Raw genomic sequence first — 15,215 nt, 5'->3', positions numbered from 1 at the left:
CCGTCTCGCTGACCGCTAGGTAAGAATCTGACGAGTACGTTGCCGAATCGTGGGGCGCCAAAGCAGCCTAATACCAGACAAGACCACCTCGTAATCGCGCAGACGGGCGCTGTCACTCTCATGTGTGACAGTAGGCACACGGCGGAGGTAAAGACCGCATCAAATAGTTTGTGATACGGTTCACGAGAACCCCCGGGATAGACGCCGGAGGGCCTCTCTGAAATGGCCCCTCGGTGTGAGGTCCCCACTCGGCCCGGGACTACGCTCGTCCATGACGACACCCTGCCCCCTGTGAAAGCGGAGTTGCCGCCATGCCGTCCAATGACGCCCGGAACCTTCTGCAGACCGCTGTGCCCACGGCGGCTGTCGGCGTGATCGCCGTCGCCGTCAGCGCCGCGGTCGCGGGAGGCAAGGGAGCGATCGGGGCGGCCGTCGGCGTGGTGCTGGCCATTGTCTTCATGGGGATCGGCCTGTTCGTGCTCCAGTGGACCGCGAAGACGCTTCCCCAGCTCTTCCAGGCGATGGGCCTCATGCTCTACGTGGCCCAGTTGCTCCTGCTCATGATCTTCCTGGCCCTCTTCAAGGGCACCACGCTCTTCAACGCCAGGGCGTTCGCGTTCTCCCTCGTCGCCGCGACCGTCGTGTGGATGGTCGCGCAGGTTCGCGCGCACCTGAAGGCCAGGATCCTCTACGTGGAACCCGACTCCCAGCACAGCGAGAAGCCCCAAAAGACGGGGCACCCGTCGTGAGGGGTAGGGCCGGGATAAAGACGTGTGAGATCTCCTGCTATCGTCCGGTGCCAACTGCGGCATCGCAGGCGCGGGCACCTGAGCTGACGCCTGCTCAATCGCGAGGCTCGAGGCCCCCCAGCCGCTCCCACATCCGTAACACCAGTCCGGTGCCGACCCGCGGCTGCGCGCCGCGCCGACACAACGAGGTTGCCGTACCTATGCGTCACGCCGAAGGAGCCCGCGGTGAGTGCTGACCAGACCACGCTCGCCTTTGACTGGAGTTGCCGCGTCTTCGCCGACAACGGCTGCGGCTTTCCGTCGCCTGGCCTGCACTCCTTCATGTTCAAGCCGATCTTCTCGGTCGGCGGCATCGACATCAACAAACCGATGCTGCTGGCTCTGCTGGCCTCCGTGGTCGTGGTCGGCTTCTTCTGGGCTGCGTTCAGCAAGGCCAAAGTGGTCCCCGGGAAGCTCCAGCTGATCGGCGAGGCCGGCTACGACTTCGTCCGCCGCGGGATCGTCTACGAGACGCTCGGCAAGCGTGAGGGCGACAAGTACGTCCCGCTCATGGTCTCGCTGTTCTTCTTCGTCTGGATCATGAACCTGTGGTCGGTCATCCCGGTCGCCCAGTTCCCGGTGACGTCGATCATCGCCTACCCGGCCGCCCTGGCCGTGATCGTCTACCTCACGTGGCTGATCCTGACGTTCCGCAAGCACGGTTTCGTCGGCGGTCTGAAGAACATCACCGGCTATGACAAGTCGCTCGGCTGGGTCCTGCCGCTCGTCATGCTGATCGAGTTCTTCTCGAACGTCTTCGTCCGGCCGTTCACCCACGCGGTCCGACTCTTCGGCAACATGTTCGCCGGTCACCTGCTGCTCGTCATGTTCACGGTCGCCAGTTGGTACCTGATGAACAGCTACCTGATCCCCGCCGCCGCCGTCTCCTTCGTGATGACCATCGGCATGATCATGTTCGAGCTCTTCGTCCAGGCCGTCCAGGCGTACGTGTTCGTCCTGTTGGCCTGCACCTACGTTCAGGGCGCTCTCGCCGAGCACCACTGAGCCCCTCGCCCGACCCGCCCCACACCAGACGTCCGGTGGCCAACGCCCACCGGTCCTTGAAAGAGAAGGAAGAATCAGCATGGCTGCCACTGAGACCCTTGCCGCCGTCACCGGCTCCATCGCCTCCGTCGGCTACGGCCTCGCCGCCATCGGCCCCGGCATCGGCATCGGCATCATCTTCGGCAACGGCACCCAGGCCCTGGCCCGCCAGCCCGAGGCCGCCGGCCTGATCCGCGCCAACCAGATCCTGGGCTTCGTCTTCTGTGAGGCGCTCGCCCTCATCGGCATCGTCATGCCGTTCGTTTACACCTACAAGTAAACCGCGGCTGACGACCGTACCTTTTCAGGGAAAGGCACAGATGACATGCAGCTGACACAACAGCTGGTGCAGCTGGCTGCGGTAGAGGAGAACCCCCTCGTCCCGGCGCTGCCCGAGTTGGTCATCGGCCTCATCACCTTCGCCATCGTCTTCTTCTTCCTCAGCAAGAAGTTCCTGCCGAACATCAACAAGGTTCTGGAGGAGCGCCGCGCGGCGATCGAAGGCGGTATCGAAGAGGCCGACGCCATGAAGGTCGAGGCCCAGAGCGTGCTCGAGCAGTACAAGGCTCAGCTCGCCGAGGCCCGGCACGAGGCCGCACGGCTGCGCCAGGAGGCGCAGGAGCAGGGCGCCACGCTCATCGCCGAGATGCGCGCGGAAGGCCAGCGGCAGCGCGAGGAGATCGTCGCCGCCGGTCACGCGCAGATCGAGGCCGACCGCAAGGCCGCCGCGCTGGCACTGCGGCAGGACGTCGGCACGCTGGCCACCGAGCTGGCCGGCAAGCTGGTCGGCGAGTCCCTCGAGGACCACGCCCGGCAGAGCCGCGTGATCGACCGCTTCCTCGACGGGCTCGATGAGACCGCTTCGAAGGCCGAGGCCGCGCGATGAACGGAGCGAGCCGCGAGGCCCTGGCTGCCGCACGTGAGCGTCTCGACGCGCTGACGGACGCCACGTCCGTGGACGCGGCGCAGCTCGCCGACGAGCTGGCCGCCGTCACCGCGCTGCTCGACCGCGAGGCCGGGCTGCGCCGGGTCCTCACCGACCCGGCGCAGGCCGGTGAGGCCAAGGCCGGGCTGGTCCAGCGCCTGCTGGCCGACCAGGTCAGCGGACCGGTCCTGGACTTGACCGCAGGCATGGTGCGCGCGCGCTGGTCCCAGCCGCGCGACCTGGTCGACGCGCTGGAGGAGCTGGCGAACCTCGCCGACCTCACCGGCGCCGAGAAGGCGGGCGCGCTGGACGACGTCGAGGACGAGCTGTTCCGCTTCGGCCGGATCATCTCCTCCAACACGGAGCTGCGCGCCGCGCTCACGGACCGCGCGGCCGGCGTCCCGGCCAAGACCGAGCTGCTGCACCGGCTGCTCGGCGGCCGGGCCAACGTGACCACCGAGCGTCTGGTGCAGCGCCTTGTGAGCGCGCCGCGGGGACGTAGCCTGGAATCGGGAATCGAGTCCCTGTCCAAGCTGGCGGCCGAGCGCCGCAACCGGATGGTCGCGGTGGTCACCTCGGCGGTCCCGCTGAGCGACACGCAGAAGCAGCGCCTCGGCGCCGCACTGGCCAAGCTCTACGGCCGCCCGATGCACCTCAACCTGGACGTCGACCCCGAGGTCGTCGGCGGGATGCGGGTGCAGGTCGGTGACGAGGTGATCAACGGGTCGGTCGCGGACCGGCTCGAGGACGCCCGCCGCCGCATGGCGAGCTAGCAGCAACTCCATACGCAGTACTACGGCCCGAGTTGGGCCGTGCAGAGGATTCCTGGGGGTCGCCCCCAGACCCCCACAGAAACTTCGGGCCCAACAAGGAGAGCAGGGAACCCAGATGGCGGAGCTCACGATCCGGCCGGAGGAGATCCGGGACGCGCTGGAGAACTTTGTCCAGTCGTACAAGCCGGACGCGGCCTCGCGCGAGGAGGTCGGTACGGTCACCCTTGCCGGCGACGGCATCGCGAAGGTCGAGGGCCTGCCCTCGGCCATGGCCAACGAACTGCTGAAGTTCGAGGACGGCACCCTCGGCCTCGCCCTCAACCTCGAGGAGCGCGAGATCGGTGCCATCGTCCTCGGTGAGTTCAGCGGCATCGAGGAGGGGCAGCCGGTGCACCGCACCGGTGAGGTGCTCTCCGTGGCCGTCGGCGAGGGCTACCTCGGCCGCGTAGTCGACCCGCTCGGCAACCCCATCGACGGTCTCGGCGAGATCGAGACCGACGGCCGCCGCGCCCTCGAGCTGCAGGCCCCCACGGTCATGCAGCGCAAGTCGGTGCACGAGCCGATGGAGACCGGCTACAAGGCCGTCGACGCGATGACCCCGATCGGCCGCGGCCAGCGCCAGCTGATCATCGGTGACCGGCAGACCGGCAAGACCGCCCTGGCCGTCGACACGATCATCAACCAGCGTGACAACTGGCGCTCCGGCGACCCGAAGAAGCAGGTCCGCTGCATCTACGTCGCCGTCGGCCAGAAGGGCTCCACCATCGCGTCCGTGCGCGGCGCCCTGGAGGAGGCCGGCGCGCTCGAGTACACGACGATCGTCGCCGCCCCGGCGTCCGACCCGGCCGGCTTCAAGTACCTGGCCCCCTACACCGGCTCGGCCATCGGCCAGCACTGGATGTACCAGGGCAAGCACGTCCTGATCGTCTTCGACGACCTGTCCAAGCAGGCCGACGCCTACCGCGCCGTGTCCCTGCTGCTGCGCCGCCCGCCGGGCCGCGAGGCCTACCCGGGTGACGTCTTCTACCTGCACTCCCGTCTGCTGGAGCGCTGTGCCAAGCTCTCCGACGACATGGGTGCCGGCTCGATGACCGGTCTGCCGATCGTCGAGACCAAGGCCAACGACGTCTCGGCGTTCATCCCGACCAACGTCATCTCCATCACCGACGGTCAGTGCTTCCTGGAGTCCGACCTGTTCAACGCCGGCCAGCGCCCGGCCCTGAACGTCGGCATCTCGGTCTCCCGTGTCGGTGGCTCCGCCCAGCACAAGGCGATGCGCCAGGTCTCCGGCCGTCTGCGCGTGGACCTCGCCCAGTTCCGCGAGCTGGAGGCGTTCGCCGCCTTCGGTTCCGACCTGGACTCCGCGTCGAAGGCGCAGCTGGAGCGCGGTCAGCGCATGGTCGAGCTGCTGAAGCAGCCCCAGTACCAGCCGATGGCCACCGAGGACCAGGTCGTCTCCGTCTGGGCCGGCACCAACGGCCGGATGGACGACGTGCCGGTCGTCGACATCCGCCGCTTCGAGAAGGAACTGCTGGAGTACCTGCACCGTACGCACCAGGGCCTGATGACCTCCATCAAGGAGGGCGCCAAGATGTCGGACGACACGATCCAGGCGGTCGACGACGCCGTCGCCGAGTTCAAGAGGCAGTTCGAGACCTCGGACGGCAAGCTGCTCGGCGAGGACGTTCCTGCCGCTGCCGCCAAGTGACGTAAGGAAGGGACCTGACTCATGGGAGCCCAGCTCCGGGTCTACAAGCGTCGCATCCGATCCGTCAGCGCGACAAAGAAGATCACGAAGGCGATGGAGATGATCGCCGCCTCGCGCGTCGTCAAGGCGCAGCGCAAGGTGGCGGCCTCCACGCCGTACGCGACCGAGCTCACCCGCGCGGTCACGGCGGTCGGCACCGGCTCGAACACCAAGCACCCGCTGACCACGCAGGCCGAGACGGTGACCCGGTCCGCGGTACTGCTCCTGACGAGCGACCGCGGTCTGGCCGGCGCCTTCAACTCCAACGCGATCAAGGCGGCGGAGCAGCTGACCGAGCGGCTGGAGCGCGAGGGCAAGCAGGTCGACATGTACATCGTCGGCCGTCGCGGTGTCGCCCACTACAACTTCCGTGAGCGCAAGATCACGGAGTCGTGGGCGGGCTTCACGGACGAGCCGACGTACGCGGATGCCAAGAACGTCGCGGCGCCGCTGATCGAGGCCATCGAGAAGGAGACGGCGGACGGCGGCGTGGACGAACTCCACATCGTCTACACCGAGTTCGTCTCGATGATGACGCAGACGGCGCTCGACGCCCGGCTGCTGCCGCTCAGCCTCGAGGAGGTGGCCGAAGGGGCGCCCAAGGGCGAGATCCTGCCGCTCTACGAGTTCGAGCCGTCGGCGGAGGACGTCCTCGACGCCCTGCTGCCGCGCTACGTGGAGAGCCGTATCTACAACGCGCTGCTCCAGTCGGCCGCTTCGAAGCACGCCGCCACGCGGCGCGCGATGAAGTCGGCCACCGACAACGCCGGGGATCTCATCGAGAACCTCACCCGGCTTGCCAACGCGGCCCGCCAGGCCGAAATCACCCAGGAAATCAGCGAGATCGTCGGTGGCGCGAGCGCCCTGGCCGACGCGACCGCGGGGAGTGACTGATCATGACCACCACTGTTGAGACGGCCACGGCGACGGGCCGCGTCGCGCGGGTCATCGGCCCGGTCGTCGACGTGGAGTTCCCCGTCGACGCGATGCCGGAGATCTACAACGCGCTGACCGTCGAGGTCCCGGACCCGGCCCAGCCGGGCACCACCCGGACCCTGACCCTCGAGGTCGCCCAGCACCTGGGTGAGGGTGTGGTCCGCGCGATCTCGATGCAGCCCACCGACGGTCTGGTCCGCCAGGCCCGGGTGACCGACACGGGCGCGGGCATCACCGTTCCGGTCGGCGACTTCACCAAGGGCAAGGTGTTCAACACCCTCGGTGAGGTGCTGAACGAGCCCGAGGCCAACGGCCAGGAGACCGAGCGCTGGGCGATCCACCGCAAGGCCCCGAAGTTCGAGGACCTCGAGTCGAAGACCGAGATGTTCGAGACCGGCCTCAAGGTCGTCGACCTTCTCACCCCGTACGTCAAGGGTGGAAAGATCGGTCTGTTCGGTGGTGCCGGTGTCGGCAAGACCGTTCTGATCCAGGAAATGATCATGCGTGTGGCGAAGCTGCACGAGGGTGTTTCCGTCTTCGCCGGCGTGGGTGAGCGCACCCGTGAGGGCAACGACCTCATTGCCGAGATGGAGGAGTCCGGCGTTCTGGACAAGACCGCGCTGGTCTTCGGCCAGATGGACGAGCCCCCGGGCACCCGTCTGCGCGTGGCCCTGGCCGGTCTGACCATGGCGGAGTACTTCCGCGATGTGCAGAAGCAGGACGTGCTGTTCTTCATCGACAACATCTTCCGCTTCACGCAGGCCGGTTCCGAGGTCTCCACCCTGCTCGGCCGTATGCCGTCCGCGGTGGGCTACCAGCCGAACCTGGCCGACGAGATGGGTCTCCTCCAGGAGCGCATCACCTCGACCCGCGGTCACTCGATCACCTCGATGCAGGCGATCTACGTCCCCGCCGACGACCTGACCGACCCGGCCCCGGCCACCACCTTCGCCCACCTCGACGCGACGACGGTTCTGTCCCGTCCGATCTCCGAGAAGGGCATCTACCCGGCCGTGGACCCGCTGGACTCCACGTCCCGGATCCTGGACCCGCGTTACATCTCGCAGGACCACTACGGCGCGGCCACCCGCGTCAAGGGAATCCTGCAGAAGTACAAGGACCTCCAGGACATCATCGCCATCCTCGGTATCGACGAGCTGGGCGAAGAGGACAAGCTCGTCGTCCACCGCGCCCGTCGGGTGGAGCGCTTCCTGTCGCAGAACACCCACGCGGCGAAGCAGTTCACCGGCGTGGACGGTTCGGACGTTCCGCTCGAGGAGTCGATCGCGGCGTTCAACGCGATCTGCGACGGTGAGTACGACCACTTCCCGGAGCAGGCGTTCTTCATGTGCGGTGGTCTTGAGGACCTGAAGAAGAACGCGAAGGAGCTGGGCGTCTCCTGACCCCGTGCTCGTGACCGAGGGGGACGAGACCGACCCTGACCCCGGGCCGCGTCCCGTCCCCCTCGGTACGCCTACTAGAATTCATCCCAACACCCGGCGGTCCAGCCGGGTGGTGACCCGAGGAGCCTCTCTTGGCTGCTGAGCTGCACGTCGAGCTGGTCGCCGCCGACCGCAAGGTCTGGTCCGGCGAGGCCACCCTGGTCGTCGCGCGCACCACGTCCGGCGACATCGGCGTCATGCCCGGTCACCAGCCGCTGCTCGGTGTGCTGGAGACGGGCCCGGTGACCATCCGTACGAGTGAGGGCGGGACGGTCGTCGCCGCGGTGCACGGCGGTTTCATCTCGTTCGCGGACAACAAGCTGTCGCTGCTGGCCGAGATCGCCGAGCTGTCGGACGAGATCGACGTCCAGCGCGCGGAGCGGGCCCTGGAGCGGGCGAAGTCGGAGGCGGACGCCTTCGCCGAGCGCCGCGCGGAGGTCCGACTGCGTGCGGTGTCGACGCACTGACACAGCACGCTGTGTGACGACATGACTCAGCCGCGGCTGGGACCGGAGCGATCCGGACCCAGCCGCGGCTGAGGTGAATCCGGGTGTTTTTTCCGTTCCGTTACCTAGGAGACGAGGAGGTCGGTGTCGATGGTCCTCGCTCTGATCGCGTGCGGATTGGTTGTGGCACTCGTGGTGGTGGGGCTGTTCGTCTTCGGCCTCAGGCGCCGTCTCATCCAGCGCTCCGGCGGCACCTTCGACTGCAGCCTCCGGTGGAACGTCCCGGAGGAGAGCGACACCAGCGGCAAGGGCTGGGGCTACGGTATCGCCCGCTACAACGGCGACCGTGTCGAGTGGTTCCGGGTCTTCTCCTACGCGCCGCGCCCGCGCCGTGTCCTGGAGCGCTCGGCGATCGAGGTGGCCGGCCGGCGCGCTCCCGAGGGCGAGGAGGAGCTGGCGCTGCTCTCCGACGCGGTGATCCTCGCCTGCCACCATCGGGGCACCCGCCTGGAACTGGCGATGAGCGAGGACGCGCTGACCGGGTTCCTGGCCTGGCTGGAAGCCGCTCCCCCCGGCCAACGAGTGAACGTGGCGTAGTGCGGCCGCGTTCACTCGTCGGGTGGGGTCCGGTGGTTACGACAGGCCGTTGCTGAGGGCGCTCACCAGTTCGCCCCCTGCGGTGTCACCGCTGAACTCCCAGAAGAAGGCGCCGCCCAGGCCCTGGGACTTGGCCCACGCCATCTTGGTGCCGATGGTGGCCGGGGTGTCGTAGGACCACCAGTTGCTGCCGCAGTGCGCGTACGCCGTGCCCGCGACGGTGCCGGTGGCGGGGCAGGACGTCTTGAGCACCTTGTAGTCCTCGATGCCCTGCTCGTAGGTGCCTGCCGCCGGGCCCGTGGCCGTGCCGCCCGGGGCGTCCTGGGTGACCCCGGTCCAGCCGCGGCCGTAGAAGCCGATGCCGACCAGCAGCTTGCTCGCGGGCACGCCGGTCGCCTTGTACTTGGCGATCGCGTCGGCCGTGGTGAAGCCGGCCTTCGGGATGCCGTTGTACGAGGTGAGCGGGGAGTGCGGGGCCGTGGGGCCCTGGGCGTCCCAGGCGCCGAAGAAGTCGTACGTCATCACGTTGTACCAGTTGATGTACTGCGAGGCACCCGCGTAGTCGGCCGCCTCGATCTTGCCGCCCATGGAGCCGTCGGCGGTGACGGCCGCGGTGACCAGGGCGGAGGAGCCGAACTTGGCGCGCAGCGCGGCCATCACGTTCTTGAAGGCCGCGGCCCCGCTGGTGTCACAGGACAGACCGCAGGCGTTCGGGTACTCCCAGTCGATGTCGATGCCGTCGAAGACATCGGCCCAGCGCGGGTCGTGCACCAGGTCGTAGCAGGACTGGGCGAAGCCCGCCGGGTCCTTGGCGGCGTCCGCGAAGCCGCCGGACCAGGTCCAGCCGCCGAAGGACCACAGCACCTTGAGGTTCGGGTACTTCGCCTTCAGCTCGCGCAGCTGGTTGAAGTTGCCGCGCAGCGGCTGGTCCCAGGTGTCGGCGACGCCGCTGACGGACTGGTCGGCGGTGAACGCCTTGTCGTAGTCGGCGTACGAGTCGCCGATCGCGCACTTGCCGCCGGTGACGTTGCCGAAGGCGTAGTTGATGTGCGTGATCTTCGCGGCGGAACCGGACGTCACCAGGTTCTTGACGTTGTAGTTGCGGCCGTAGATGCCCCACTCGGTGAAGTAGCCGAGCTTGACCGTGGAGCCCGTGGGGGGCGGGTTGCTGCCGCCGCCGGTGGTGTGCACGGAGACCGCGCCGCTGACCGGACCGGTCTGGTCGGCGGTGTCGCGGGCCTGGACGGTGTACGCGTGGTCGGTGCCGGCGGTCAGACCGGTGTCCGTGTACGAGGTCGTCGTCACGGTGGCGACCTTGGCGCCGTCGCGCAGGACGTCGTAGTTCTTGACGCCCTTGTCGTCCGTGGCCGCCGCCCACGACAGCGTGACGGAGGTGTCGGTGACGCCGGACGCGGTGGGGGTGCCCGGCGCGGAGGGCGGGTTGTCGCCGGGGAGGGTCCCGCCGTCGCAACTGCCGCCGTTCAGCGTGCAGTTGGCGGGGGCGCCGGAGCCCGCGCCGTTGAAGCCGAAGGAGACGGAGGCGCCCGGGGCGAGGGTGCCGTTGTAGGACTTGTTCCTGGCGGTCCAGTGGGTGCCGGAGTTCGTGACGTCCGCGTCCCATGCGGAGGTCACGGACGTACCGGAGGGGAAGTCCCACTCGATCGTCCATGCGCTGACGGTGGTGGTCCCGGTGTTCTTGACGGTCCACGTGCCCTCGAAGCCGGTGCCCCAGTCCTGGGTCTTGGCGTAGGTGGCGGTGGCCGAGGTGGCATCCGCCGCGGCCGGGGCGGGGCTTGCCAGGCCGACCAGTCCGGCCAGCGGGAGCAACAGGGTCGCGAACCCTGCCGCGGCTCTGTGTCTGAAGCGCATGCTGCGCCTCCTCTTGTCGATGTGCGCCGCAGGGGCGTCACAGCCGGTGTCGTGGGCATGACTGAGCCTTCAGCCCACAGTGCGGCGAGAATAGAAAGGTCTGGACCATCGGTCAAGAGGTCTGGACCAGTGCCCCAGGTGGGGTGCTAGATCCCCAACTCCTGGGCGAGTACAGCCGCTTGGACCCGGCTGCGGAGCTGGAGCTTGCCGAGGAGACGGCTGACATGGGTCTTCACGGTGGCCTCCGCCATGGCGAGCCGGCCCGCGATCTCCGCGTTGGACAGCCCCTCGCCCAGGCACGACAGCACCTCCCGCTCACGGCGGGTGAGCACGTCCAGGACGGCCGGATCGGCCCGCGGCTCCCGCACCCCTCCCGCGGCGAACTCCGCGATCAGCCGCCGGGTCACGGCCGGCGCGATCAGTCCCTCCCCGCGCGCCACCGTACGGACCGCCTCCACCAGCTCCCTCGCCTCCGCGTTCTTCAGCAGGAATCCGGCGGCCCCGGCCCGCAGCGCCCCGAACACATAGGCGTCGAGGTCGAAGGTCGTCAGCACCAGGACGTCGGCGAGTTCCTCCCCGACCACCTGCCGGGTCGCCGACACCCCGTCCAGACGCGGCATCTGCACATCCATCAGCACCAGATCCGGCCGCAGCTCCCGGGCGAGCGCGACCGCCTCCTCGCCGTCCGCCGCCTCCCCGACGACCTCGATGCCGGGCGCACCGCGCAGGATGAGCACCAGCCCGGCGCGCACGGCGGACTGGTCGTCGGCGACGAGTACACGGATCACGAGGGGTCTCCCAGAGTGAGGGGCAGGACGGCGCGGACGCACCACAGCGCCCCTTGTGGGCCGGCGTCGAACGTACCGCCGAGCAGCGCGGCCCGCTCCCGCATTCCGACGAGCCCGGACCGGGAACCGGGGGCGCGCGGACCGTCCGGGCGGCCGTAGGGACTGGTCACCCGCACGGCGAGGGCATCGTCGTCCCGGGCGAGGCACACCGAGACACGGCCCGGGCCGGCGTGCTTGAGGGCGTTGGTCAGGGACTCCTGCACGATCCGGTACGCGGCCAGCTCCACCGGCGCGGGCACCGGACCGCACCGCGCGTCGAGCGTGACGTCCAGCCCGTTGGCGCGCGCGTTCTCCACCATCGCGCCGAGCCCGTCGAGGGTCGGCGTCGCGGCCGGGGCGCGGTCGTCCGCGCGCAGGATGCCGATGAGCTGCCGCATCTCGGCGAGCCCCGCCACACTGTTCTCCCGGATGACGCCGAGCGCGTCCCGGGAGGTCTCCGGGTCGTCGAGGGAGAGCGCCGCCGTGGAGTGGATCGCGATCGCGGAGAGATGGTTGGCGACCATGTCGTGCAACTCCCTGGCCACCCGCGCCCGTTCGTCGGTGACCGCCTGGGCGCGGTCCATCTCGGCGAGCAGCGCGGTCTGTTCGGCGCGCAGCCGGGCGGCCTCGGCGGCGTCGCGGTGGCCGCGCACCATCCAGCCGGTGGCGGCGGGCGCGAGGGAGACCACGCCGACCCCGACACCGATCAGGAGCCCCCGCGGGTCGCGCCACAGGGCGAGGGGCAGCACCCCGCCGACCACCGTGAGCAGCCCCGTGATCCAGGGCAGCCGCCGGGCGGAGGACGGGGTGCCGTACAGGACGGCCGCGTACATCAGGTCCGTGAACATCACGACGGTGGCCACACTGCCCTGGGTCACCGTGTCCGCGCACAGCGCGGCCGTGCCGATCAGCAGGGCGGTCTTCGGACGGGTGCGGCGCAGCAGCTCGCAGCCGGCCGTGACGACGAGCGGTACCAGCAGCGCCCCGCGCGCGGGCCACAGCACGGCCGGGTCCTGGATCCCGCGGGGGCTGAGCCCGAGGGCCCACAGCAGCAGTCCGCCGAGCAGCCCGCCCACCGCGATGCGCACATCGTCACGGTGGGGACGGGGGAGTCGAAGGGCCATGGCTTCATCCAACACGGCGCACGGGCCGCCCGCGTGCGTCCCCGGAACGGTTCCCGACTGCACCGTTCGATGTACCGCGGCCTCCTCACCGCCGACGACGACAGGTGCGCCCCGGGGCGGGAGCCTGGTGGGACGAGCGAGGGGAGCCCACCGTGATCGTCGCACTGATCGTCGCCTGTGAGGCCGGCTTCTGGGTGCTGCTGGCGGCGGGCCTGGCCGTCCGCTACCTGCTGAAACGGCGCCGCACCAGCGTGGTGCTGCTGCTGTGCGAACCGCTGCTGGAGCTGGTGCTGTTCGCCGCGACGGCGATCGACCTGAAGAACGGCGCCACGCCGAGCTGGGAGCATGGACTCGCGGCGCTGTACCTCGGCTTCACCGTCGCCTACGGGCCCTACCTGATCCGGTGGCTCGACGGGCACGCCGCCCACCGCCTGGCCGGGGGCCCGTCCCCGCCGAAACCGCCGCGCTACGGCAGGGCCCGCGCCCGGCACGAGGCGAAGCTGTGGCTGCGGGCCGTGCTCGGGGCCGCGGTGGCGCTCGCGCTGCTGGAACTCGCCATCCGGTACGTCGGCGGCGGCGCCGACGTCGGCGCCCTGCGCTCCTTCCAGTGGGTGGCTCTGCGCGCGGTGGGCGTCTACGGGCTGATCACGCTGTCGTATCTGGTCTTCCCCAAGAAGTCCCGGGCCGCCGGCACCGCCGAGGAGGGCCGCACGCTGACCCGGCGGTAGGCGGCCTGCGGGGAGGTGGCATGGGGGAGGGAGGCGATACGGCCCGGCGCGGGAACGGAAAGGCGGCGCACGGTGGGGGAGCGCCGGTCAGCGCTCCCCGCCCGGGACCCACAGCACGTCCCCGGTCTCCTTGTTGGCGTAGCGGGCCAGAATGAACAGCAGGTCCGACAGCCGGTTGAGATAGGTCGCGGTCAGCGGGTTCATCACCTCGGCGTGGGCCTCCAGCGCGGCCCAGGTGGAGCGCTCGGCCCGCCGTACGACCGTGCACGCCTGGTGCAGCAGAGCCGCGCCGGGGGTGCCGCCGGGCAGGATGAACGAGCGCAGCTTCTCCAGTTCGGCGAGGAAGCGGTCGCAGTCCGACTCCAGCCGGTCGACATAGAACTGCTCGACCCGCAGGGGCGGGAACTCCGGGTTCTCCGTGACCGGCGTCGACAGGTCCGCGCCCACGTCGAACAGGTCGTTCTGGACCCGGGTGAGGACCTTGACGACCTCCTCGTCGAGGCGGCCCAGCGCGATCGCGGTGCCGATCACCGCGTTCGCCTCGTTGGCGTCCGCGTAGGCGGCGATGCGCAGATCGGTCTTCGGCACCCGGCTCATGTCCCCGAGGTGGGTGCTGCCCTTGTCGCCGGTCCGCGTGTAGATGCGCGTCAGATTGACCATGTGACCAGCGTAGTGAGCCCCCGGCCGGGCGGAACACCCGTGTGCCCGCGGTCCCGGCCGGCCGGGACACCCGGGCGCACCGGCCGGTGACGGCCGGTGACGGCGCGGCGCGGAGGGCGGCGCGCGATCGGGGATGAGGTGGCGCGCGAGGCGGTCGTTCTTCCGGGGGACAGGGAGCAGCCGTTGGACGAGCGGACGCTCAAGTACGCCGTCCGGGCGGCGGAATGACGCGTGCCGGTGTGATGTCCGTCATGTGAGACGTGACGCGCGTTACTAACCGGTCACACAGCGCCTTCAGGGCGCTAGGGTCCGGCCGAGAGGCCTTATACGGACCGCGCGTCAGGGGAGTCGCACAGTGGCACGGAAGCTTGCCGTCATCGGAGCCGGACTCATGGGTTCCGGTATCGCCCAGGTATCGGCCCAGGCGGGCTGGGACGTCGTCCTGCGTGACGTCACCGAGGGGGCGCTGACGCGCGGCACGGACGCCATCAAGGGCTCCTACGACAAGTTCGTGAGCAAGGGCGGGCTCGAGGCGGACGACGCGGCCGCGGCGCTCGCCCGCATCACGGCGACCACGGATCTGGACGCCGCCGCCGACGCGGACCTCGTCGTCGAGGCCGTCTTCGAGAAGCTCGAGGTCAAGCACGAGATCTTCCGGACGCTCGACAAGCTCGTGCGTGCGGACACCGTGCTGGCGTCCAACACCTCCGCCATCCCGATCACCAAGATCGCGGCGGCCACCGAGCACCCGGAGCGCGTCGTCGGCGTGCACTTCTTCTCCCCGGTGCCGATGATGCGGCTCGTCGAGCTGGTCCGCGGCTACAAGACCAGCGACCAGGCCCTGGCCACCGCGCGCGAGTTCGCCGAGTCCGTCGGCAAGACCTGCATCGTCGTCAACCGTGACGTCGCGGGCTTTGTGACGACCCGTCTCATCTCGGCCCTGGTCGTCGAGGCGACCAAGCTGTACGAGTCGGGTGTGGCCACCGCCGAGGACATCGACCTCGCCTGCAAGCTGGGCTTCGGCCACGCCATGGGGCCGCTGGCCACGGCCGACCTCACCGGCGTCGACATCCTGATGCACGCCACGAGCAACATCTACACGGAGTCCCAGGACGAGAAGTTCGCCCCGCCGGAGCTGATGCGCCGGATGGTGGACGCCGGTGACTTCGGCCGCAAGACCGGGCAGGGCTTCTACACGTACTGAATCCGCACGTACTCCTGAGATATCACCTCATCGGGTGATTTTGGTATCGGTTCGCTTACAGATGGCAACCTGATGGCCTTCGGCGCAGTCAGAGGTTGCACAAGC

Annotated in this window: 16 protein-coding genes; 12 read left to right on the top strand and 4 right to left on the bottom strand. The window is 69.3% G+C overall.

The annotated features are described in order from the left end of the window. Positions 1-311: 311 nt before the first annotated feature. The 10 genes from ACWD5Q_RS22755 to ACWD5Q_RS22710 all read left to right on the top strand — a co-directional run bounded on the left by ACWD5Q_RS22755 (position 312) and on the right by ACWD5Q_RS22710 (position 8,698). Positions 312-749, top strand: coding sequence for a hypothetical protein (locus ACWD5Q_RS22755; RefSeq protein WP_451428864.1), 438 nt, complete (start codon positions 312-314; stop codon positions 747-749). 225 nt (positions 750-974) lie between these two features. Then, entirely contained in the window at positions 975-1,793 is an 819-nt protein-coding gene (gene atpB, locus ACWD5Q_RS22750; protein ID WP_451428863.1) for a F0F1 ATP synthase subunit A, read from the top strand. Between the two features lie 79 nt (positions 1,794-1,872). Then, positions 1,873-2,112, top strand: coding sequence for an ATP synthase F0 subunit C (gene atpE, locus ACWD5Q_RS22745; protein WP_351250117.1), 240 nt, complete (start codon positions 1,873-1,875; stop codon positions 2,110-2,112). Positions 2,113-2,157: 45 nt separating this feature from the next. Next, on the top strand, positions 2,158-2,718 hold the full coding sequence (locus ACWD5Q_RS22740; protein ID WP_451428862.1) for a F0F1 ATP synthase subunit B: 561 nt from the start codon (positions 2,158-2,160) through the stop codon (positions 2,716-2,718). Beyond that, positions 2,715-3,530, top strand: coding sequence for a F0F1 ATP synthase subunit delta (locus ACWD5Q_RS22735; protein ID WP_451428861.1), 816 nt, complete (start codon positions 2,715-2,717; stop codon positions 3,528-3,530). Before ACWD5Q_RS22740 ends, ACWD5Q_RS22735 begins: the two co-directional genes overlap by 4 nt. A 115-nt stretch (positions 3,531-3,645) precedes the next feature. Continuing rightward, positions 3,646-5,238 carry a F0F1 ATP synthase subunit alpha gene (atpA, locus tag ACWD5Q_RS22730; RefSeq protein WP_451428860.1) on the top strand — a complete coding sequence of 531 codons (1,593 nt, stop codon included), beginning with the start codon at positions 3,646-3,648 and terminating at the stop codon, positions 5,236-5,238. Between the two features lie 21 nt (positions 5,239-5,259). After that, a complete protein-coding gene (locus tag ACWD5Q_RS22725) occupies positions 5,260-6,171 on the top strand; it encodes a F0F1 ATP synthase subunit gamma (protein WP_451428859.1) in 912 nt (303 codons plus the stop codon). A 2-nt stretch (positions 6,172-6,173) separates the two neighbouring features. Then, positions 6,174-7,616 carry a F0F1 ATP synthase subunit beta gene (gene atpD, locus ACWD5Q_RS22720; protein WP_451428858.1) on the top strand — a complete coding sequence of 481 codons (1,443 nt, stop codon included), beginning with the start codon at positions 6,174-6,176 and terminating at the stop codon, positions 7,614-7,616. Positions 7,617-7,747: 131 nt separating this feature from the next. Beyond that, positions 7,748-8,122: a F0F1 ATP synthase subunit epsilon gene (locus tag ACWD5Q_RS22715; RefSeq protein ID WP_451428857.1), complete on the top strand. Its 375-nt coding sequence runs from the start codon at positions 7,748-7,750 to the stop codon at positions 8,120-8,122. A gap of 129 nt (positions 8,123-8,251) precedes the next feature. Further along, positions 8,252-8,698, top strand: coding sequence for a DUF2550 domain-containing protein (locus ACWD5Q_RS22710; RefSeq protein WP_451428856.1), 447 nt, complete (start codon positions 8,252-8,254; stop codon positions 8,696-8,698). Between the two features lie 36 nt (positions 8,699-8,734). Here ACWD5Q_RS22710 and ACWD5Q_RS22705 read toward each other — a convergent pair whose 3' ends face one another. The 3 genes from ACWD5Q_RS22705 to ACWD5Q_RS22695 all read right to left on the bottom strand — a co-directional run bounded on the left by ACWD5Q_RS22705 (position 8,735) and on the right by ACWD5Q_RS22695 (position 12,518). Next, positions 8,735-10,567 carry a glycosyl hydrolase family 18 protein gene (locus tag ACWD5Q_RS22705; RefSeq protein WP_451428855.1) on the bottom strand — a complete coding sequence of 611 codons (1,833 nt, stop codon included), beginning with the start codon at positions 10,565-10,567 and terminating at the stop codon, positions 8,735-8,737. 146 nt (positions 10,568-10,713) lie between these two features. Further along, positions 10,714-11,355 (bottom strand): response regulator, encoded by a 642-nt coding sequence (locus ACWD5Q_RS22700; RefSeq protein WP_451428854.1) that lies wholly within the window; start codon positions 11,353-11,355, stop codon positions 10,714-10,716. Continuing rightward, complete coding sequence (locus ACWD5Q_RS22695) at positions 11,352-12,518, bottom strand: sensor histidine kinase (protein ID WP_451428853.1); 1,167 nt, start codon at positions 12,516-12,518, stop codon at positions 11,352-11,354. Before ACWD5Q_RS22695 ends, ACWD5Q_RS22700 begins: the two co-directional genes overlap by 4 nt. A gap of 152 nt (positions 12,519-12,670) precedes the next feature. Here ACWD5Q_RS22695 and ACWD5Q_RS22690 point away from each other — a divergent pair, with 152 nt between their 5' ends. After that, positions 12,671-13,246 carry a hypothetical protein gene (locus ACWD5Q_RS22690; RefSeq protein WP_451428852.1) on the top strand — a complete coding sequence of 192 codons (576 nt, stop codon included), beginning with the start codon at positions 12,671-12,673 and terminating at the stop codon, positions 13,244-13,246. Between the two features lie 87 nt (positions 13,247-13,333). Here ACWD5Q_RS22690 and ACWD5Q_RS22685 read toward each other — a convergent pair whose 3' ends face one another. Further along, positions 13,334-13,906 carry a cob(I)yrinic acid a,c-diamide adenosyltransferase gene (locus ACWD5Q_RS22685; RefSeq protein ID WP_451428851.1) on the bottom strand — a complete coding sequence of 191 codons (573 nt, stop codon included), beginning with the start codon at positions 13,904-13,906 and terminating at the stop codon, positions 13,334-13,336. Between the two features lie 355 nt (positions 13,907-14,261). Here ACWD5Q_RS22685 and ACWD5Q_RS22680 point away from each other — a divergent pair, with 355 nt between their 5' ends. After that, positions 14,262-15,110, top strand: a complete 849-nt coding sequence (locus ACWD5Q_RS22680; RefSeq protein ID WP_451428850.1) for a 3-hydroxyacyl-CoA dehydrogenase family protein — start codon at positions 14,262-14,264, stop codon at positions 15,108-15,110. Positions 15,111-15,215 lie beyond the last annotated feature (105 nt).

The sequence above is a fragment of the Streptomyces sp. NPDC002513 genome (assembly GCF_053595355.1).
This window is presented reverse-complemented; position numbering and strand designations above follow the sequence as displayed.